This is a genomic window from Paludibaculum fermentans (assembly GCF_015277775.1).
In the GTDB taxonomy this organism is placed as follows: Bacteria; Acidobacteriota; Terriglobia; order Bryobacterales; family Bryobacteraceae; genus Paludibaculum; species Paludibaculum fermentans.
Window position 1 is genome coordinate 7,317,674 of sequence record NZ_CP063849.1, and the last position, 20,709, is coordinate 7,338,382.

The window sequence follows — 20,709 nt, forward strand, 5'->3', positions numbered from 1 at the left end:
CGGGTGGTTTCTGTTGTTTCTAGGGGTGGTCTCCGTTCTTGCGAGATTGATCCTGTCCAAGTCAGCACAAAGCAAGGGTCAACTGTTGCGGCGGCGGTGGCAGCGGCGGGGTTTCGAGCGGATGGTTGAGCCACTTGGTCAATTCGCGGTAGGTAAACAGGTTCAGCCGCAGCAGCGAGGCTAGGTTGGACAAGGACCAGTTGGCGCTGGAAAGGTGATGCAGCCACTTCAACAGCAGGAGAGCGATCAAGGCTGTCCAAATCTGGATGCGGAGGGTCTCGCTGCAGCGCATTCTCACTGGAACAATGCTCACACCGAGCTCTTCGGCCAGGACACGGGCAAAGCCTACCAGTAGTCAGGAAGTACGAGTTTCTCGACGAGGTCCACTTCGTCGTTCGCCGCCTCGATGGCAGGCCGCTCGCGGTGGCAGCCTGGATGACGCAGCCTGAGTCAGCCAGCCCACGGATCGTCTCTGCCGGGCGTCTGCCAATTCGGACTATGCTCGAGATGCTGCGCGTCACCGAGGCCTGTTTGTCCTCTCGTGTGCACAATGTGCTCGAGGAGGATCACGATGCTGCAGAATTGGGCAAGCCGCCAACGCCAACTCTTCGAAGAACAGCCGCCAGCTTTGGGCGTTCGCCTTCCGCCGGAAGTGCAGGAACAACTACGCCAAGCTGTGGTGCACTGGCTACGGGCGCTGGCCAAGGCGCTCCGCGAGGAGGAAAAAGGCGATGAGTAAAATCACCGCCGATCACCTGGCCCGGCGAGCCTGCATATACATTCGCCAGTCCACACCCGACCAGGTGCGGCACAACCTCGAGAGCCAGCGCCTGCAGTATTCTCTCGCCGACCGCGCGCGCGGCTTGGGCTGGCAGGACGTCGACGTTATCGACGAAGATCTCGGCATCTCAGGGGCGGGCACACGCCGTCCTGGATTTGAGCGCCTGCTTCGTGCTCTCTGCAATGGGCAAGTGGGCGCGGTGTTCAGCGTTGAGGCGTCGCGACTCGCGCGTAACGGCCGGGACTGGCACACCTTGCTCGAATTCTGCAGCATCGTCGGAGCGCTGTTGATCGATGCTGATACCACATACGACCCCAGGCTTACCAACGATCGATTGTTGTTGGGGATGAAGGGCACGATCAGCGAAATGGAAATCGCGACGTTTCGGGAGCGCGCGCAATCAGCCTTGCGGCAGAAGGCCGAGCGTGGCGCTTTGGTACGGCGCGTCCCAATTGGGTATGTCAAAGGCACCGACGATCAGATCGAGAAAGATCCCGACGTCAGGATCGCCTCCACGGTGGAATTGATCTTCCGCAAGTTCACCGAGTTGGGCAGTGCGAGGCAGGTCTTCTTCTGGTTGGACCGAAACCAGATTCAGATGCCCGTTGCTCGCGGGCCGGAGACTTCGCGAGAAGTAGTCTGGCAGCCGGCTCGATACCACGCGGTGCACAGCATACTGAAGAACCCTGTCTACGCCGGAGCGTACACCTATGGGCAAAGCAAAACGACAGTACGGTTGGAGGACGGCCAGAAGCGGGTCTGCCGGAGCAAACAACCCCGGCAAGAAGACTGGGCTGTATTGATCACGGAGCATCACGAGGGTTACATTGACTGGGATGCCTATCGGAGCAATCAGGCGGTGATTGCCGACAACGAAAATGCGAAAAGCGCGTCGGTGCGAGGATCAGTACGGCAAGGTGGAGCGATTCTTGCGGGACTGCTGCGTTGCGGCCATTGCGGCGCCAAGCTGCTCGCACAGTCTCCGCGGCCTGGCGTGATTCGCTACCAATGTTCGGGGTATGTTCTCAATCGCGATCATCCCTGTTGTGTCATGTTCGGCGGTCTGCGCGCCGACCGTCTGGTGTCGGAGCAACTGCTAGGATGCCTTGCGCCGCTCGGCACCGAAGCGGCCATAGAGGCAATGGAGTCGCTACAGGGAGGAAGCGACGAGCGGGTCAGGCAGAAAGCCCTGGCATTGGAGCAGGCACGCTACGATGTGACGCGTGCCCGGCGCCAATACGATGCGGTTGATCCGGCGAACCGCCTTGTGGCGGCGGAACTCGAACGGCGTTGGAATCTGGCGTTGGCTGAGGAAGCGCGGGTGGAGGCAGAACTTGCGGCCCTACAGCAACGCCGAGAGAGCCCCCTCACCGACGAGCAGAAACGAAAACTGCTGGACTTTGCACGAGATCTCCCCTCGCTGTGGGACGATGCGCTCACTTCGCCGGAGCATAAGAAGCGGCTCCTTCGAATTGCGCTAAAGGAGATCGTCGTTACCAGCGAGGGAGAGACGATTCGCTTTGTCCTGCATTGGCAAGGCGGCGATCATACGCAGACGGAGTTCTCCAAGATTCGCGCCGGTCGGCACAGGTATGTGACCGACGACGAGGTAGTGGAAACGGTCCGCGCATTGGCAAGGATCGAACCGGACGCCCGGATCGCGGCGCTACTCAACCGCAACCGAAAGCCGACGGCGCACGGTAAGACCTGGACGGCACGACATGTCTGCTCGTTGCGCTGCAATCACAAAATTGAGGTCTACCGCGAGGGAGAGCGGCAGAGCCGCGGCGAAGTATCGGTCAGCGAAACGGCAGACATTCTCGGCGTCACACAAACCACTGTCCTACGGCTGATCCGGCTGAAACGGCTGAAGGCCACGCAGATCTGTCCAAATGCCCCGTGGATTCTACGGCGGGTAGACGTGGAGCAATGGGTGGCTGATCGAAACGAGCCGACAACCCCACCAACGGAAACTTCAGGGCAGATGAGCCTTGAAATTCCTTAACATCCGAAGGAGTGCAACATGTCGAGCTTTCGAAAAACAATTCCAGTTTCCAGCGGTCCTTATAGATGGCGGCAATGGTCGTCGCGCCGAACTCCAGGTGGTTGGTGAGCAGCACGATGACATCCTCCTTTTCGGGGACCCAGACCACGACCCGGCGCAACAGATGCGGGCAGCCTGCGCGGCCCTTGTCCGAAGTGAGGCGGATGATCTGGTCGACGCAGATCGCGCTGTGCTGCGGCGTTGTCCGCTCCTCGACGATTTCAAACTGGGCATCGTCCTTCAGGCGGGTGACGAAGAAGACGCCGGCCTCCGTCCAGCGGCCGAAGAGGGAGTAGTCGTTGTAGCCGCGATCCATGGCGACGATGGAGCCGGGATTGAGTAGGAATGCGTCGGCCATTTTGACATCGCTCCGGCGGGCCTCAGTGAGCAGCACATAGGCCGGCAAGTAGTCGTCATGGTCGAGGAGCACATGCGCCTTCACTCCGCCTTTGGCGCGACGGTACTTCGCCCAGGGAAACAGGTTCAGGCACAGCGTAATGGTGGTCGAGTCCAGGCTGAGCAGCTTGTTTTTGAAACGGAACTTGTGTTTGCGCTGGCCGAGGGCCCCACTGTCGCGGAAGCGGGCCAGCGAGGTCCAGAAGAGATCCTCGAACAGGGCGGCAGGCCGGTGTTCGTTGGCATAGGAAAGGGTGGAACGGCATGGTGCTTTGGCGATGCCGAGGTGCACGAGTCTGCCGAGGCAGCAGCTGAGTCCATTGCAGATTTCGCGTAGGGAGTCGGCGCGGCCCAGTTGGCAGAAGAGCATGGAAACGAACTGGGTCCAGCAGGTGAAGCCCTTGGCGGAGCGTTCGGCGCCGTGCTTCTTGACGAGAGAGGCGAACTCGTTGCGGGGGAAGTGGTGCAGCAGTTGATTGAAGAGACTGGCGGCTTGTAGGATTGTCTTGCCCTCCTTGGGTGTGGTGTGCGGCGCGGTCCCGGTGAGAAAACGAAACTGCGCCAACGCCTAATTGTAGGAGGGCACCCCTCTCAGTCGTCCAGTCGGGCCGAATTCGGGGCTGGCGGATCTATCTTGGACAAGAGTGCCCACGGCTGCACAACGGAGCCGCTGCAGAATGTACTGAAAGCGGTATTCAGACTTGACCCAAACGGGGTCGGTGAGGGCGAGAAGAATGGCCGACTTCTGGTAAATGTGAGTGGGAAATGAGATCGCTAGCTGTTGCCGTGACAATGGGAATGGTACTGGCGGCGCTTTCTGGAATCGGCGCTGCGCAAACTCCCACTCAGCGGGCGCCGTCCGAGGATTTCAATCGTGGAGGGTGGCTCTCCTCGCTACCACCATCGCAGCGAGTGTCTTTCTCCAGTGCGTTCGAGACCCTGCTGTCCCTGTATAGGCAGGGCAAATGGTCTGACTTATACGATCTGACGAGAGAGGAGCAACCATCTTCCCGGTCGGCTTTTGTGAAGAAGATGGAGAGCCTGCGTCCGATGGTTGGGTTTCGCACGGCTTCTGTGACTTACAACCAGAGGTTCAAGTACTGGATGGTTCGCGGTTGCGGTCGATACCGGGAAGCCTCAGGAAAGGAGAGTGAAACGCCCTCACTGGTCAGAGCGTACCAGGCGGGCAGTGGCTGGTTGTTTGGGCAAATCATGATTGAGGCGTTCGAATCACCACCGATTGAGGACAACCCCTGCGCTCATAAGTAGCCACTTGTCCGCGTTGCTTCTGGCTGCTGGGGCGGCGCTGATACCGGAGCGCCGTCCAGTCGAAAGGCGACATCCATGATAAGTAGTTGTCAAGGGAAAACACACTAATCGCTGCGCTCCCGTTGGTGGAACTTCCTTCGCCCGGCCGATCTCCCTGTCGACGTCCCCAGCTTCAGGTTGGACCATCGCCGAATGCCGGCGTGGCCAGACATCCATTGGCCGCATCCGTGCCCGTCTCGGGCCTTCGCGGAAGATTGAGTTTGGACTACCGGCCGGCCTCAAACAGCCTGTGTGGCGCATCCGGACCTTGCGGGCCCTTTGCGCAGTCCCGAGTTTCGGGAGGAACGGCCGGTGCTGGCTCTCATCAACAGCAGATTCTTTGTTCGTTCTTCAATGCTTGTTATTGCGCTGGCATTGCAACCTGCTCCTCCAGGCATCCGGTTTCTTTCTCCGCGATCGCGCGCGGCTGGAATTCCTGGCCGCTGCGATCCACCGCCAACAGGTAGGCCACCAGCTTCCGAGCCACGGCCAACGTGGCTCGGTTGGGATTGCCCCGGTTCTTTTCCCGTTCGTGCACCAGTTTGAGCTGCGGGTTCCACAGCGGGGCCACCTTGGCGGCTTCAATCAAACATCGTGACCAACCCGGCCTAACCACCACGCGCACAAACTGCCTCGTGGAAACTGGTTAACCTGAGAGACAGTGACGAAACCACCGGGAGTCGCGAAGACCGGCGCATACCAGCCCCTGTTCGATGGCATTGTCGCGTTGCTCGAAGAGTCCCGGCGCGCGGCAGGGCGAGCCGTCAACTCCATCATCACCTCGGCCTACTGGGAGATCGGTCGACGCATCGTCGAGGAAGAACAATCCGGGCAACGCAAGGCGAACTACGGCGATCAACTGGTCGAGCAGTTGGCCATGGACCTCACGGCCCGATTCGGAAAGGGTTTTTCGAGAACCAACGTATTTCAGATGCGTCAGTTCTACCTCTCCTTCCAGGAGATTGTCCAGACACCGTCTGAACAATCTTCGGCGCTCACAACCGTCCAGACAGCGTCTGGACAATTGCCGCCGTTTCCGCTCTCCTGGTCCCACTATGTCCGGTTGCTCTCCGTCCAGGATCTATCGGCCAGGCGTTTCTACGAGAAGCAGGCTTTGAGCTCCGGATGGTCCGTTCGCCAGTTGGACCGCCAGATCGCTTCTCAATTCTACGAGCGTTCCAAAGCCGCGCGGCGGAATCTCGTAGCACGAAGGCAGCCGGGCGATGACCTCACACCCGACGAGCAAATCCGGGACCCTTTCGTACTCGAGTTTCTCGGCCTGAAAGACGAATACTCCGAACACGAACTCGAGGAGGCGTTGATCCAGCACCTGGAGCACTTTCTGTTGGAACTCGGAGACGACTTCGCCTTCATGGCCCGTCAGAAGCGTCTGCGGGTGGGCGATGAATGGTACCGGGTGGACTTGCTCTTCTTCCATCGCCGGCTGCGCAGCCTGATCCTCATCGATCTGAAACTCGGCCGCTTCTCCCACGCGGACGCCGGCCAGATGAATCTCTATCTGAACTATGCCCGCGAACACTGGATCCTGCCCGGCGAGAACCCGCCCGTTGGCTTGGTGCTCTGTTCGGAACGGAACGACGCGGTGGCGCACTACGCACTCGGAAACCTGAACAACCAAGTCTTAGCCCGGGAGTATAAGTTGAGCCTGCCAGAGGAGGGAGTCCTGGTGAGAGAAATCTCGGACACCCGCCGTGCCCTGCAGCTTCGAGCCCAATTCAAGCCAACCGTCGACCCATAAGAAAGGCGACAGCCAGACCCAAGAAAAGCGTCCCCACCCCGCCAGGGACCAACCCGCCGCCTCGAAACCACCCCCCGTCCGCTCGACTTCTCCCCCATTTCCGCCCCGCCGCCAACAGCAGTTCACGAGTTCGAAATTTATCGTCGCTTTCGAATCAATCGGTTACGCCGAAAAGCCCTCCAATTCATAGGATCGGCGTGTATAACGTTGCCCAAGGAGAACAACGATGCAGACTTTCAATACGAATACGGACGACATGGTACGCTCGAGCCGTTTCCTGGTAACCACCCACGACCGTGCGAACGCGCCTGTGCATCTGCGGCCACAGGCTGCTGGCCTCATCACCTGCATCGCGGACCAAGCCCTCCTGGCAGCGCTCCGCGACGACGTCCACCAGCAGATCGGCCCCGCTCCGCGTCTCAAGCCGCGCAGGACCGTTCCCAGGGCCGCCCTCCCGGCCTCGAGGAGCAACGCCCGCTGACCCCCAGCGCCGGGAACCGCCATGGCCAACCAACCCATCTCCGAGCGCCGCCTCGCCGCCAACCGCGCCAACGCCCAGAAATCGACCGGGCCCCGCACCGCCGAAGGCAAGCTCCGGGTCTCACAGAACGCCACCCGCCACAACCTCTACTCCGGCCCGCACCACCTGCCGGAAGACATCGAAGCGCGTCTCTACCATCAGGCGCTGCAGCAGACCGCGGACATCGCCAACCCAAAGTTCCGCTCGCTCTCAGTACACCGCCTGATCCTCCGGGGCCACGAGCGCCGCCTCTTCCAACTCGAAGGCAAGCTCTGGGCCGAAGCCCTCCGGGCCAACAACGAAGCCATCCCCCAAGCCGCGCTCTGGATCCGCGAGAACCAGGGCGAAGTCGTCCAGGCCCTGGGCCGCTATCACGCCTGGATCTGTGTGCGGATCCGGGCGATCCAGAAGTCCGCCTTCCCTTATCTGACGGGAGACGTGGCTCATCAGCAATCCATCCCCGCCCGAGTCCAGGCCCTCTTCGCCGCGGCCGCCGGTTCCACCCGGCCCATAGCGTTAACCGCGCAAGCCAGTGCAACCCCCACGAACTCAGTGACTGCGGAAGACCAGGCGCCTGCGTCAGGCAACAGCAATCTCGTTCCGCCGCCCCTCGGCCTCCAACTTCTAGCAAAGGTGCAAGGCGCCTGCCGCCCGGTCCGCCCGGTCCCAGCCCCGCAACCAGTGAAGGCCATCCGCCCACCCACGGCCCCCGGCCTAAGCCTCCGTTTTCTCAAGCACGCCCGCAAACCCGCCCCGTCAAACGAAGCCAACCAGGCCCGCGAAGCAAACAGAGCCGCCGCAAACGGAGCCGCTGCAAACGGAGCCGCGAGTGTCAACGAGCGGATAACCACCCAAAACTCCCCAACCAGCCACCCACCCGTGCCGCCCGTACCCACCGAGCCCCGCAACCCCGAACACCCCGACACCACGGCCGCCCCAGCGCCCACACCCGCGAACCGAGCCGCGAGTGTCAACGAGCGGGCAGCCACACGAAGCCCCCAACCATCTCTCCATCAAGGCCTCACGCCCAACCTCATCTCCTCCCCGGCCAGCACGGCCTCCACCCCGGAATCCACTCTCCCCGAGGCATCAAACCCAACCCCGAACCCCTCGCCGGTCCCAACCGCAGCCGCCACCCAGCCAATCCACCACCACATCCAATCGCGCGGCCCCCGTCCGGCCCCGCAATCCCGTCCGCCTGAGCGATCAAAGCCACCGCAACCCACTCAACCCCTCAACGCGGACCCATCATCAGGGGAAACGAAGCCACGATTGAGGCCCTCACCAGCCCTGCCACTGCCCGATTCCTAACGAAAAGCAATCCGCCCCCGCCGTTCGCTCGATCCCGGAGTACGGCCGAGCCTTCAATAGCAAGAGTCCAGCCGCAAGGCCACCACCACGGGCACCTACGCGCCCCAACTCTCCAGTCACTTGATCTTTGACAATTAAATCCGGAATCCATCAGGGGCGCGGCGCACCCCGGCCTCCGCGCCACCAACCACCAGGGAATCTGAGGAAACGAAGCCACCCCAACTGGGCCCAACGCCCCCCGGAAGCGATCTCCCCTTCCGGGTCCTGCCGGCCGGCACGGCCGCTACTCAGCCAATCAGGCGAATCAAACCCAACACGGCCTCCGCCTGCGTCAGCTCCGCCCCTCGCCGAACAGCCGCTCAAAATACTCTCGCGTCCGGCCCTGGATCTGCAGCAGCTCCAGCCCCAGCGGCTGGTCGCACAGATGCTCCGGCACCCACCGCCGCACCAGCTTGGTCAGCATCTGCAACTGCCACTCCGAGTTCGGCAGACTGCCCTCGGTATGCCCGGAGATCAGCCGCAGACCGTGGTCCACCGCCCGATAGAACGTCGCCGCGTTCTTTAGGAAATGCGCGTCATTCGGATCCAGGTGCCCCATCTGCTCCAGCACCTCGATACGGGCCGGCGTGTTCAACACCTTGAAGAACAGGCCCGCGCCCCGCAGCCGCAAATACATCAGCGAGAAGTCGATGTCGTAGTACCCGCCCACGGCCGTCTTCAGCGGATTGTCCTCGCTCAGTTCCTTCTCGATCCGCATCCGCATGTGGCGCAACTGCTGCTTCGACCGGCCGCTCTGTCCATACCGCCGCCAGTCCACCTTCTGCAGGTCGGCCAGGAACGAGGTGGCCCGTTCGACATCGCCCGCCACCGCCCTCGTCTTCATGTACGCGACGCCCTCCCACGCCTCCGCCGTCTTCGCGAAGTACTCGTGATAGGTGCTCTCGCTCTGCACCAGCGCGCCGCCCTTGCCGTTCGGGCACAGCCGCGTATCCACCGCGAACATCGTTCCATCGCCCGTATACGACGACAGGATGGTGACAATCTTCTCCGCTACCCGCGTCCAGAAGTGGAGCTCCGGCAGGTCCGCATCGGGGATGACGAACAGCAGGTCTGCGTCCGAGGCCAGGTCGAACTCCTGCATGCCCAGCCGCCCCAGCGCGATCACCATCATCTGCGATCCGGGCTCGTAGCCTGCCGTGGCCGGCGGATTGGCGCTGAACGCCTGCGCGACCGCCAGCCGGTAGACCGAGGCGATCGCCGCGTCCGCCAGGGCCGAAGTCCGCTCCAGCGTCTCGAAGATCGGCACCTGCAGGCAGATGCTCTCCACCTGCAGCCGGAACATCTGCCGCAGGAAGAAGCGCCGCATCTCCACGGCATCTTCCAGCAGCGGCATGATCTCCGCGAACGCCGAAGTCGACCGGCCTCGCAGCCGCATCGTGCGGATCTCTTCGAAGTATTCCGGTTGCCGCATCAACTGTTCGGCGAAGTACGGGCTGTGGGCGAACAGGTCCAGCAGATACCCGCTCAGCACCGCGTCGCCGTTCAGCGCCTCCAGCCAGTCGTCGCGCTTGATCACCCGCTCCAGGAAATGCTCGAACGCCGTCAGCGAACGGCCCAGCCGGGCCCGCGCCACGGAGCCGGCAAAGCCCGGCGCCTTCTGGTCCAGGAACCGGATCAGGTTGCTCGACGGGGCTGCATCCGGACCGTTCGGCTCCGGCAGGCTCTCCACGTTCAGCCCGCCGGGCGGCGGCTGCGCCGGCGTATGCGTGTAGTACATCGTCTGCTGCGCATGGATGACGCGCTCGTAGATCTCCTGCACATGTTCCAGGTGCGCGTTCAACGTCATCAGCAGCGCTTCCGGCGTAGTCTGGCCGCCCAGTAGCCCCGGCGGCATGCGGCGCGCCACCAGCGCCTGCTCTTCCAGCTTCTCCGGCAGTAGATGCGTCTGGCGGTCCGCCGCGAATTGCAGCCGGTGCTCCAGATGCCTCAGATACTGGTACGCCGAAGCCAGCCGCGAGTACTCTGAGTCCGACAGCAGGTCCTTGTCGCGCAACCGCACCAGCGCCAGCAGCGTCGACGAGTTGCGGATCCACGTCTCCCGGCCCCCGTGCAGCCGCTGCAGGCACTGCACCAGGAACTCGATGTCCCGGATCCCGCCCCGCGCCAGCTTCACGTCGATACCCGTCGCCCGCCGCCGCGAGCTCAGCTTCTCGTTCAACCGCTCCCGCGTCTCGGACATCGCTTCGATGTGCGAGAAGTCCAAGGTCGTCGAGTAGATCTTCGGCTGCACCCACTCCAGCAGTTGCCGGCCCGGCTCCTTGTCGCCGGCCGCCGTCCGCGCCTTGATCAGCATCTGCAACTCCCAGTCGCGGGCCCTGGTGTCGTAGTAGTTCTTCGCGGCGTCCATCGACAGGCACACCTCGCCCAGCCGCCCATCCGGCCTCAGCCGCAGGTCCACCCGGTAGATCATGCCCTCGGCCGTGTAGGTCCCCATCAGGTCTGTGAGCTGGTTCGAGATCTTCTTGAAGAACTCCTGGTTGCTGATCGCCTGCGCCCCGTCGGTGTTGCCCGGGCCCTCGTACACGAACATCAGGTCGATGTCCGAGCTGTAGTTCAGCTCCCGCCCGCCCAGTTTGCCCAGCGCCAGAATCGAGTAGCCGCACTCGCTTCCGTCCGCCAGTCTCGGCGAGCCATACTTCTGCGCCAGTTCCAGCCGGATCCGGCTATAGGCCGCGTCCAGCAGCGCGTCGGCCAGGTTGGAGAGCTCTTCCGTGATCTCCGGCAGGGCGCCAAACCCCAGCACATCCCTCAATAGGATCCGCAGGATCTGCTTCCGCCGGAACTCCGCCATGCGGAGGGCGGGCGAGGGCAGCGACCCGGATAGCAGCCAGTCGGCCAGCTCCGCATCGATCTCTTCCCGAGTCCGGCCGCGATGCAGCCAGCCCGCATGCAGCAACCCCAGCAGCCATACCGGATGCTGCAGCAGCTCTTCCGAAAGGAAGTCACTCGCGGAGAACACCGCCACCAGTGCCTGGAGGCCAAACGGGGAGTAGGCAATCTGTTGAAACTCGCTCGGATAGCGGGCACAAAACGTCTCCAGCCGGCGCACCGCCACCTGCGGGTCTGCCGATTGGCTCAACAGGATTTCTAGTCCTTGCCGCAAATCCGGAGGGATGTCGTGTTCAACCGCCAGTAGAGAATCGTGCAACGAGGCCGCCAGTCTGACCTAGACTTTTTGATCTACTAAAGCGATTATAGCCCCGGTACAGATTCGTCCCGGCTGCACCACGCTGGCATAAAACCCGCAGCGGGCCCACTTCGCTGAGCCGGGGATCCCGTCCTTCTGATAGACCGCCCGCTGGATCTTGCCGGGCTCGCCGCTGTTGTACACTTCCAGCGTTTTGCACGGCTGCCGCAACTGCGTCAGCTCCAGCACCGCGTCGCCGGCTCGAAAGCGTTGACCCTCGCGCAGTTGGCGAAAATCGATGCCCTGCACCGTCAGGTTCTCGCCCAGCGCGCCCGGAGATACCGCAAAGCCCTCGGCCTGCAGTCCTTCCAGGTCCTCCAGCGAGATCAGCAGAATCGCCTTGCGCGGCCCGCCGTGATACTTCAGGTTGCGCTGCACATCCCCGTCCAGGCCCAGCGGTCCGGCCCAGGCTTCCTGGATAGCGAGCTTAGGCACGCCGCCCTTCGAGATGCTGACTTGGATGATCTGGCCGGCCATGACTCCAGCCTGACACACAAAAGGCGCGAGCCGGAACTCGCGCCTCTCGATCTCAGGAAACCATCCGTCTAGATGTCGTAGTACAGCGCGAACTCGTACGGATGCGGGCGCAACCGGACCGCATCGGCCTCATTCTTCTGCTTGTACGTGATCCAGGTCTCCAGCAGTTCTTCCGTGAAGACGTCGTCCTTCAGGAGGAAGTTGTGGTCTTCTTCCAGGCACTGCAGGGCCTCGTCCAACGACGCAGGCATCGACGGGACGGCCTTCAGTTCCTCGGGCGACAGGTCGTAGATGTCCTTGTCCAGCGACTCGCCCGGATCGATCTTGTTGACGATCCCGTCCAGGCCGGCCATCAGCATGGCCGCGAACGCGAGGTACGGATTCGCCGACGGATCCGGCGGCCGGAACTCGACCCGCTTCGCCTTCGGGCTGGAGGAGTACATCGGAATGCGCACCGCGGCCGAGCGGTTGCGGCGCGAATAGGCAAGGTTCACCGGAGCTTCGTAGCCCGGCACCAGCCGCTTGTAGGAGTTGGTCGTCGGGGCGATGATCGCCGAGAGCGCCCGGGCGTGCTTCAGCAATCCGCCGATGTACCACAGCGCCATCTGGCTCAGCCCCGCATAGCCGTCGCCCGCGAACAGCGGTTGCCCGCCCTTCCACAGGCTCTGGTGGCAGTGCATGCCGCTGCCGTTGTCGCCGAAGAGCGGCTTCGGCATGAACGTGACCGTCTTGCCGTGACGGTAGGCCACGTTCCGGATGCAGTACTTGTACAGCATCATGTTGTCGGCCGACTTCACCATCGTGTCGAACCGCTGGTCGATCTCGCACTGCCCGGCCGTGGCGACTTCGTGATGGTGGCACTCGATGTCGAGCCCCACCTTCAACATCGTCTCCACCATCTCGGCGCGCAGGTTTTGATAATGGTCCGTCGGCGGCAGCGGGAAGTAGCCTTCCTTATAGCGCGGCCGGTAGCCGAGGTTGTTGGCCTCGCGCCCGGAGTTCCAGCGCCCTTCTTCCGCGTCGATGAAATAGTAGCCGCTATGCGGATTCTGATCAAACCGGATGTTGTCGAAAATGAAGAACTCAGCTTCCGCGCCGAAATAGATCGTATCCGCGACGCCGCTGTTCTTCAGGTACATCTCGGCCTTCTTGGCGATCCAGCGCGGATCGCGGTCGTACTTCTGCCGCGTGATCGGATCCTGGATGTCGCCGATCATGCACAGCGTCGGCGTCTCGAAGAACGGATCCATATAGGCCGTGTTCGGATCCGGGATCAGCAGCATGTCGCTCTCGTTGATCGCAGCCCAGCCGCGGATGCTCGATCCGTCGATGCCGAAGCCTTCCTCGAAGCTGTCCTCGGTCAACTGGCCGATGGGGTATGAAATGTGCTGGGCGAGGCCGGGCAGGTCTGTGAACCGCAAGTCGATCTGCCGTGCGCCCTGCTGTTTCGCGTACTCGATTACTTCATTGGGGGTCATCGTATGTAGGTCCTCTGGGGCCGTCGCAGTGTCGATTCTAACAGCGCAATGGGAAGGCAGGAAGCAGAATCCCCTGCGTCATAAGGTCAACTGATGCTGGTGGAGGCTGGCAGCGCTGTCCGAAAGAGCGTTGCGCGGCTTCGCAATTGGCCCCCAGGCGCGCCTGCCGTATCCTCTAAGTGACACTTGATGAGTGGGTTACGGTGCCCTCCGTTGCCTCATTAATTCCTCAAACCGAGCCCATAAAAAAATCCGATTACTAAAGAAGGCCAAACCCGTTGCTGGCACGGGGGGGCTGTGGCGGATAATCAATCTTTGGTTGTACTTGCCCGGTCGGATCCCGGCCGGGTGTGTCGTTGGGCCGGAGTCGACGCAGGTTGATGGTGCCCCTTCGATCACTTCGTTCACGGCTTTCCATCCAGGAGAGAATCTTAGATTCGTACGTCAGAGGAGATAGATGTCCAACCCACTGCAAGACTTTCTGAGCCTTTCTTACGCAGAGCTCGAAGACTTGAATCTGGCTGCCAAGGAGCAACGTAAGAATCGCGTTCCGGCCGATCAGATTCAGGAAGAGCGGCTGAAGTACCTTACCGATGAGAAGCGGATCAAGGCCGTCACTGTCCTGTTCAGCGACCTGGAAGGCCGCCTGCACATGCTCGACTATGACAAGAAGTTCCTTGTCAAGAGCTGGGACAACCTGACGTTCGATGGCTCCTCCATCCGCGGCTTTACGGCACAGCGCGAGAGCGATCTGCGCCTTGGCATGGACTGGAGCGCCTTCTACTGGGCTCCTTCCGACATCTTCGGCTCCGGCAAAGTGCTGGTGTTCGGTGAAGTCATCGACAAGGACGGCTCCGCCTACACCGGCGACATCCGTGGCGTCCTCAAGACCTTCTCCAACGCCCAGTTCCAGAAGAACGGCTACACCCTGAACGCCGCCAACGAAATCGAAGGCTTCCTGTTCAAGGGCGCCGACGCCGAGCGGAGCTACAACGAGACGGGTAAGTTCGAGTACGTGAACACCGGCGGCTACTACCACTCGCTGCCCGGCGATCCGCTGCGCCAGTTCATCGACACCTCCGCTGAAGTGCAGCGCGCGATGGGCTTCGAGAACGAGAAGGATCACCCCGAAGTCGCCCCGTCCCAGTTCGAAATCAACTATGGCTACGGCGAAGTGGTTGCCGCCGCTGACCAGATCCAGCTCTACAAGCTGATCTGCCGCCAGGTCGCCACCAAGATGGGCCTCACCGCCAGCTTCCTGCCCAAGCCGGTCGTCGGCGTCAACGGCAGCGGCATGCACACCAACGTGTCGATCAGCAAGGGCGGCAAGAACATCTTCTGGGATCCCAAGGGCGAAGAGAAGCTCAGCAAGTTCGGCTGGCAGTTCATCGACAGGATCCTCACCCACGGCAACGACATCTGCCTGGCCCTCAACGCCAGCGTCAACGCCTACCGCCGTCTCGACCCGCACTTCGAAGCCCCGAACCAGATCAAGGCTTCGGCCGTCGATCGCGGTTCGATGGTGCGTATCCCGATCGGCAACGAGCGCAGCTCGCGCGTCGAAGTCCGCTCCGTCGGTCCCGACGCCAATCCCTACCTCGTCCTCTACTCGGTCTTCAAGACCGGCCTCGACGGCGAGATCGCCAAGATCAAGAACCTGCGCCAGGCCGACCGCTATCTGCCGGACAACATCTACGACGCGCTGGCGAACTTCACCAGTGCCGAATGGACCAGCACGATGCTCGGCGCCGACGTCAAGGCTCGCTACGCGGAACTGAAGCAGGCCTCCGCCGACCGCTGCCCGCGCCTGCTGGGCACGTTCGTCAAGCCGCAGGAAGTTCAGTACCACCACGAAGTCTACAACCAGTTCCTCTGGAACCAGTTCTAGGCTGAACACAAACTCCAACCAGAACGCCCCGGCCCCCGCAGCCGGGGCGTTTTGCTGTCTGTGTGCCTATCTTCAGAGGGTTAGTCTCTGTTGCAAAGATCACATATAAATTTACGCAAATGACAGCCAGGAGACAAAAGTTGATTTGATCGCCGGCACAATCGATTTTAGTATCTAATTGGGGTAACTTATCCCTTCGCTTCAGGGATGTACATTTGAGGTCCCAATGAATAAAATCGTCAACGCCACAAGCTTCACTTTCCTTATGGCGGCTGCGTTGTTTGGCCAGGCCGCCACCTCCGTCAATGGCACGGTTACCGATCCCAGCGGGCTGCCGGTTCCGGACGTGAAGATCCAGCTCCGAGACCCGCAAACAGGCTCCAGCCGCGATACGACTTCCGATACCCAGGGCCGCTACGCGCTGCCGCAGGTCAAGCCCGGGCTCTACCAGATCACTGCAAAAGCCAAAGGCTTTAATGATCTGATCGTCAACGATGTCCGGCTACTTGTGAATACACCCGCAACCGTCAACTTAACATTTGAAAGTGTCGGCTCTGTATCCACAGTAGTTTCCGTCTCAGCCGAATCTACACAAATCAACACCACCGATGCCTCTGTTGGCAATGCGATCGGCGAGAAGCCGATCCTCGAACTCCCGCTGGAGGCTCGCAATGTTGTTGGCCTGCTCTCCATCCAGCCCGGCGTCACCTATCTGGGTGAACCGGAACCGGGCGTGCAGAGCGACTTCCGCAGCGGCTCGGTGAACGGCGGCAAGGCTGACCAGGCCAACGTGACGCTGGACGGCGTCGATGTGAACGACCAGCAGCAGCGCAGCGCCTTCACCAGCGTCCTGCGCGCCACACTCGACTCCGTGCAGGAGTTCCGCACCATCACCACCAACGCCGGGGCCGAGTTCGGCCGCACCAGCGGCGCCCAGGTGAGCCTGCTCACCCGCAGCGGCTCCAACGACATGCATGGCGCGCTCTATTACTTCCTGCGCAACACCGCCACCAGCGCCAACAGCTTCTTCAACAACTCGGCCGGCGTGCCGCGCGAGAAGCTGAACCGCAACCTGTTCGGCGGACGCCTGGGCGGCGCCGTCCAGAAGAACCGCCTGTTCTACTTCCTGAACTACGAAGGCCGGCGGGACAGCAGCGAGATCAACGCGGTCCGCGTGGTGCCCAACGCCGACTTCCGCAACGGCCTGTTCCACTACGTTCGCAAGGACGGCAGCATCGGATCCCTCGGGCCGGCCGATTTCAAGCGGCTCGATCCCCTGGGCATCGGCCAGAATCAGGCCGTGCTCGACCTGTTGAAGACCTACCCGATGCCGAACGATACGACCTCCGGCGACCTTCTGAACACCGCCGGTTTCCGGTTCAATGCGCGCGCGCCATTGAGCTGGAACACCTATATCGCCAAGATCGACTGGACCGCTGATTCCGCCGGCCGGCACGTGTTCTTCCTGCGCGGGAACCTGCAGAACGACGACTACACCAATTCACTCGGCGTGCCGCAGTTCCCGGATCAGCCGCCGCAACGTAAGTACCTCGACAACAGCAAGGGCTTGGCGGCCGGCTACACGGCGACCCTGACGCCCTCGCTGATCAGTAGCTTCCACTACGGCTTCACGCGGCAGGGCCTGGACAACCTCGGCTCGCTCACCGCTAACTTCGCGGACTTCCGCGATATCGATAACCGGTATGCGACCACCAGTTCGCTGTCGCGCATCACGAGTGTCCACCAGATCTCAGAGGATTTCTCGTGGAACCACGGCGCGCACAGCGTGGCCTTCGGCGGCGTGATGCGCTTCATCCGCAACAACCGCTATGACTTCGGCAATTCTTTCTCCAATGCGCTGAGCAACGCCAACTACCTGTTGGGCAGCGGACGGGAGTTTGAGGTGGCCGATGCGCAGGGCGGCACGGCCTACCGGCGGCAGTTCGTGAACCTGCTGGGCCTGATGACCCAGCTCACCGCGAACTATAACTACGACCTGAAGGGCAACCTGCTGCCGTTGGGGCAGGGCATCCGCCGCAGCTTCGCTTCGGAAGAGTATGAGATGTATGTGCAGGACACGTGGCGTGCCACCCGCAGCCTGACAATCACGGCCGGGATGCGCCTGTCGCTCATGCCGCCGGTCTACGAGCGCAACGGCTACCAGACGAATCCTGCCGTCCCCTTTGCGGATTGGTTCGTTCAGCGCCAAGCCCTGGCCGACTCCGGCCAGTCGCAGGCGGGCGTTGCTCCCGTGCAGTTCGACCTGGCTTCCAAGCTCGGCCGCGACCTGTACCCTTATCACAAGAACTGGTCGCCGCGCCTCGGCCTGGCCTACTCGCCGCAGGGCACCGACGGCTGGTCGAAGAAGCTGTTCGGCGGTCCGGGCAAGACCTCGATCCGCGCCGGCTTCGGGCTGTTCTACGACCTCTTCGGCCAGGGCATCATCACCAACTATTCCGGCAGTGCCCTGGGGCTGACAAGCCAACTGCAGCCGCCGCCGACGTACTCGGCGTCGGATGCTCCGCGCTTCACCGGCTTCTACAACTGGGATCCATCCATCCTGCCGCAGGCGCCGGCCGGCGGCTTTCCGCAGGTGCAGCCGGACAACTTCGCGATCTCGAACTCCATCGACGAGAAGCTGAAGGCGCCGTACACGATGAACACGAACTTCAGCATCTCGCGCGAGTTCGCCGGCGGCCTGATGGTGCAGGGCTCCTATGTGGGCCGGCTCTCCCGCCGTTCGCTGATCAACTTCGACCTGGCGATGCCGACCAACCTGAAGGACCCGGCATCCGGCCAGACGTACTTCCAGGCGGCCCAGCAACTCGCGCTGCTGGCTCGCAGCGGGACGGCCACTGCCGATGTGAAACCGATCCCGTTCTGGGAGAACATGTGGCCCGGGGCCGCCACCGGCACACGTTCCGCGACGCAGAGCATCTACAGGGTGTTTGCGGGTTCCTATCCCGACATGACATCCGCGCTGACGTCCATCGACCTGCCGGACGAGACCGGCGAGTGCTTCCCGTCGTGCAGCAAGCTGGGGCCGTACTCGATGTTCAACAGCCAGTTCTCATCGCTGGCCGCGGCGCGTTCGGTTGGTAAGGGCTACTATCACGCCATGCAATGGACCGTGCGGAAGCGCTTCTCCACCGTCCAACTGGACGTCAACTACACGTATGGCAAGTCGATTGACTACTCCTCCGCGCGCGAAGTGGCTTCGGCCACCGGCGGGCAGATCATCAACTCCTGGAACACCCGCCAGATGAAGGATGTCTCCGACTACGATGTCACCCACCTGGTGAGCGCCCTGGGGGTTTGGGAGCTGCCTGTGGGCAAGGGCAAGCGCTGGCTCAGCAGCCCATCGCGTGTCACGGACAACCTGTTGGGCGGCTGGCAGTTGAGCGGCATCTGGCGCCAATCCAGCGGCTTCCCCACGGGAGCGGTGGCCGGCGGTGTCTGGCCGACGAACTGGAACGTGCCCAGCTTCGCTTCGCAGACCGGGGTCGTGCCCAAGACCGGGACGGCCAAGAACGCGCCCGCGGCGATTGACGGGGCGGCCGGTGGACCGAACATGTTCGGCGACCCCGCGAACGCCCTCGCCGGCTACGACTACGCACTGCCCGGCGAGAGCGGACAGCGGAATGGCTTGCGCGGCGATGGGTTCTTCACCATCGACCTGGGCCTGTCCAAGCGCTTCACGTTGTTCACGCATCGTGATATGCCGCACACCCTGCAGTTCCGTGCCGAAGCGTTCAACGTGACAAACACGGTTCGCTTCGACGTGGCGACCTCGAACACGGATATCAATGATCCGGGTTCGTTCGGGAAGTACACCTCGCAATTCGGCAGCCCGCGCGTCTTCCAGTTCGCGCTGCGCTACGAGTTCTGAGTCTGCTTGGATCAGGGGCCGCCGGGTATCGCGGCCCCTGGGTCCTATGCTGATGCCAGTTCGAGTTCGACCGCGGACACGGAGCCGGCCGGGAAGGTCCACTTCGGCGCCGTACCGTCCGGGAGCCTGGTTTCCACAGGTTTGAAGGCCTCCGGCTGATCGAGGCCGACGTACTGGCGCAGATCCTCCGGTGCGATTGCCACCACCCGCCCCCCCTGAATCACCCTCCCCTTCACTGCAAACGACACCTGTATCGAGCCGCGGTAGTTCAGGTTGGCCACGTGCAGGTAGACGCGGTTCCCTGTGCGGCTGGCGGCGATGTCCAGGCCGGAGGGTGCATTCGATACGGCGACGCCCTGCTGGCCGTTGTGCCTCCTGAAAAGTCCGGCGATGGAGCCTACCGGCATCGGATAGGTGATGCCGCGCGGAGTCTGCAGGGTCAGGGCGTTCACCGTCCAGCGATTGCCCTGAAAGTCCGCGGCTGTGGCGATCTTGACCATGGCGCCGTGGCGCTGGTAGATGTTCAGCGACCGGGCGTGATATGCGGCGGTGAGCCACTCGGCCAGGATCGGGTTCGCATTGTGCGGCGGCAGGCTGAGGTGGCCCTCCGTGACGGCGATGCCCTTCTTCATGCCGGAGGCCGTGATCACGTCCTCGAGTTCCTTCACGCGGGTCTCCACGTTGTTGGAGAGCTCCAGCAGTTCCTCCCACGCGCGCTCCGGCTCCTTCTGATAGCGGAGGCCCTTCAGCACGGTATCCGGGCGTTTGGGGCTCTGGCCCATCAGGTGGATGGCGACCATGTCGATGTGTTCGCCGGCCTGCTTCAGGAGCTCTCCGGCCCACAGGTCCTCGGTCTTCTTGTGCCGATCGCCCCAGCCGATGAGCTGGATGGACGGGTCGCGCTGCCGCATGGCGCGGGCGAACTCGAGGGTGTGCTGAATGGACTGCTCGCGGGTGAAGGTCACGTCGCCATAGGACGTCTCGTTGCCGATCTGCCAGAGGCGGATGTTGAGGGGATCGGCCGCGCCGTTCTTCCTGCGCTCGGCATGGCCGGGGTCATTGGCGTAGGAGACCCACTCGGCGGCCTCGCGCGCATCGGCGGTGCGGTCGCCTTCCGGTGTGTGGTGGAAGCGCTGCTCGCCGTCGGCGAGGAAGTTGACGCAGTAGAGGGGCTCGGCGCCGACGCGCCGGCAGTAGCCGACAAACTCGTGGGTGCCGACTCGGTTGGTCTCCTTGCCGCCCCAGAAGTAGTTGCGGATGGCGGGGCGTTTGTCCGCCGGGCCGACGCCCTCGCGCCATTTGTAGTGGCGGGAGTAGAGGCCGCCGAAGCGGACCACATCGGGGGCGAGGTCGCGGGTTGCTTCGACGAAGTCCTGCCGCCAGTCGTCCTTGTCATAGTCCCAGGCGGCCTCGACGCTGCTGTCGGTGGCGCCCAGCGGCTCCATGAACTGCATGTAGAGCCAGGGCGAGATGTCGAAGAGCGGCGCCGGGTCGATCACCAGATCGCCCGCAGCGGCCTGGGCCGCGGCGGCAGCGCCCAAGGTGGGGAGGGCGCGAACAAAGGTTCTGCGATCGATAGCGTGACCGGACATGGGCAGCACCTCGGGGAGA

General features: G+C 62.6%; 13 protein-coding genes and 1 pseudogene. 7 read left to right on the forward strand and 7 right to left on the reverse strand.

Annotated features, from left to right (window positions below; all coding sequences use genetic code 11):
- Window positions 1-61 precede the first annotated feature (61 nt).
- Entirely contained in the window at window positions 62-313 is a 252-nt protein-coding gene (locus IRI77_RS29045; RefSeq protein WP_194448467.1) for a hypothetical protein, read from the reverse strand.
- A 258-nt stretch (window positions 314-571) separates the two neighbouring features.
- On the opposite strand from IRI77_RS29045, the gene IRI77_RS29050 reads away from it, so the two are divergent.
- On the forward strand, window positions 572-739 hold the full coding sequence (locus IRI77_RS29050; protein ID WP_194448468.1) for a hypothetical protein: 168 nt from the start codon (window positions 572-574) through the stop codon (window positions 737-739).
- Window positions 732-2,786 (forward strand): recombinase family protein, encoded by a 2,055-nt coding sequence (locus IRI77_RS29055; protein WP_194448469.1) that lies wholly within the window; start codon window positions 732-734, stop codon window positions 2,784-2,786. The genes IRI77_RS29050 and IRI77_RS29055 overlap by 8 nt, the downstream gene beginning before the upstream one ends.
- Window positions 2,787-2,826: 40 nt before the next feature.
- Here IRI77_RS29055 and IRI77_RS38195 read toward each other — a convergent pair.
- Window positions 2,827-3,786, reverse strand: a pseudogene (locus tag IRI77_RS38195) (IS4 family transposase); the annotation flags it as partial.
- Window positions 3,787-4,890: 1,104 nt separating this feature from the next.
- Complete coding sequence (locus IRI77_RS29060; RefSeq protein WP_194448470.1) at window positions 4,891-5,118, reverse strand: hypothetical protein; 228 nt, start codon at window positions 5,116-5,118, stop codon at window positions 4,891-4,893.
- 72 nt (window positions 5,119-5,190) lie between these two features.
- Between IRI77_RS29060 and IRI77_RS29065 the strand changes: the two genes are divergently transcribed.
- The 3 genes from IRI77_RS29065 (at window position 5,191) to IRI77_RS29075 (ending at window position 8,119) form a co-directional block, all read left to right on the forward strand.
- Complete coding sequence (locus tag IRI77_RS29065) at window positions 5,191-6,288, forward strand: PDDEXK nuclease domain-containing protein (RefSeq protein ID WP_194448471.1); 1,098 nt, start codon at window positions 5,191-5,193, stop codon at window positions 6,286-6,288.
- Between the two features lie 226 nt (window positions 6,289-6,514).
- Window positions 6,515-6,769 (forward strand): hypothetical protein, encoded by a 255-nt coding sequence (locus tag IRI77_RS29070; RefSeq protein WP_194448472.1) that lies wholly within the window; start codon window positions 6,515-6,517, stop codon window positions 6,767-6,769.
- Window positions 6,770-6,790: 21 nt separating this feature from the next.
- The gene (locus IRI77_RS29075; RefSeq protein ID WP_194448473.1) at window positions 6,791-8,119 is read left to right on the forward strand and encodes a hypothetical protein; all 1,329 of its coding nucleotides are present in this window, start codon (window positions 6,791-6,793) and stop codon (window positions 8,117-8,119) included.
- 331 nt (window positions 8,120-8,450) lie between these two features.
- Here IRI77_RS29075 and IRI77_RS29080 read toward each other — a convergent pair whose 3' ends face one another.
- The 3 genes from IRI77_RS29080 to glnA all read right to left on the reverse strand — a co-directional run bounded on the left by IRI77_RS29080 (window position 8,451) and on the right by glnA (window position 13,321).
- Window positions 8,451-11,258 carry a [protein-PII] uridylyltransferase family protein gene (locus IRI77_RS29080; protein WP_194448474.1) on the reverse strand — a complete coding sequence of 936 codons (2,808 nt, stop codon included), beginning with the start codon at window positions 11,256-11,258 and terminating at the stop codon, window positions 8,451-8,453.
- 87 nt (window positions 11,259-11,345) lie between these two features.
- Window positions 11,346-11,843 carry an MOSC domain-containing protein gene (locus tag IRI77_RS29085; RefSeq protein ID WP_194448475.1) on the reverse strand — a complete coding sequence of 166 codons (498 nt, stop codon included), beginning with the start codon at window positions 11,841-11,843 and terminating at the stop codon, window positions 11,346-11,348.
- A gap of 68 nt (window positions 11,844-11,911) precedes the next feature.
- Complete coding sequence (glnA, locus tag IRI77_RS29090) at window positions 11,912-13,321, reverse strand: type I glutamate--ammonia ligase (RefSeq protein WP_194448476.1); 1,410 nt, start codon at window positions 13,319-13,321, stop codon at window positions 11,912-11,914.
- Between the two features lie 457 nt (window positions 13,322-13,778).
- Here glnA and IRI77_RS29095 point away from each other — a divergent pair, with 457 nt between their 5' ends.
- Both IRI77_RS29095 and IRI77_RS29100 read left to right on the forward strand, forming a co-directional pair.
- A complete protein-coding gene (locus tag IRI77_RS29095; protein WP_194448477.1) occupies window positions 13,779-15,209 on the forward strand; it encodes a glutamine synthetase family protein in 1,431 nt (476 codons plus the stop codon).
- A gap of 226 nt (window positions 15,210-15,435) precedes the next feature.
- Window positions 15,436-19,098, forward strand: a complete 3,663-nt coding sequence (locus IRI77_RS29100) for a carboxypeptidase-like regulatory domain-containing protein (protein WP_194448478.1) — start codon at window positions 15,436-15,438, stop codon at window positions 19,096-19,098.
- A 44-nt stretch (window positions 19,099-19,142) separates the two neighbouring features.
- Here the strand turns inward: IRI77_RS29100 and IRI77_RS29105 are convergent, their stop codons facing one another.
- Window positions 19,143-20,690: an alpha-L-arabinofuranosidase gene (locus IRI77_RS29105; RefSeq protein ID WP_194448479.1), complete on the reverse strand. Its 1,548-nt coding sequence runs from the start codon at window positions 20,688-20,690 to the stop codon at window positions 19,143-19,145.
- Window positions 20,691-20,709: the final 19 nt, after the last annotated feature.

Coding starts and splice junctions, on each gene's coding strand:
- IRI77_RS29095 (WP_194448477.1), top strand. CDS start 13,779: ATGTCCAACCCACTGCAAGACTTTCTGAGCCTTTCTTACGCAGAGCTC.
- IRI77_RS29085 (WP_194448475.1), bottom strand. CDS start 11,843: ATGGCCGGCCAGATCATCCAAGTCAGCATCTCGAAGGGCGGCGTGCCT.
- IRI77_RS29050 (WP_194448468.1), top strand. CDS start 572: ATGCTGCAGAATTGGGCAAGCCGCCAACGCCAACTCTTCGAAGAACAG.
- IRI77_RS29105 (WP_194448479.1), bottom strand. CDS start 20,690: ATGTCCGGTCACGCTATCGATCGCAGAACCTTTGTTCGCGCCCTCCCC.
- IRI77_RS29075 (WP_194448473.1), top strand. CDS start 6,791: ATGGCCAACCAACCCATCTCCGAGCGCCGCCTCGCCGCCAACCGCGCC.
- glnA (WP_194448476.1), bottom strand. CDS start 13,321: ATGACCCCCAATGAAGTAATCGAGTACGCGAAACAGCAGGGCGCACGG.
- IRI77_RS29100 (WP_194448478.1), top strand. CDS start 15,436: ATGAATAAAATCGTCAACGCCACAAGCTTCACTTTCCTTATGGCGGCT.
- IRI77_RS29055 (WP_194448469.1), top strand. CDS start 732: ATGAGTAAAATCACCGCCGATCACCTGGCCCGGCGAGCCTGCATATAC.
- IRI77_RS29070 (WP_194448472.1), top strand. CDS start 6,515: ATGCAGACTTTCAATACGAATACGGACGACATGGTACGCTCGAGCCGT.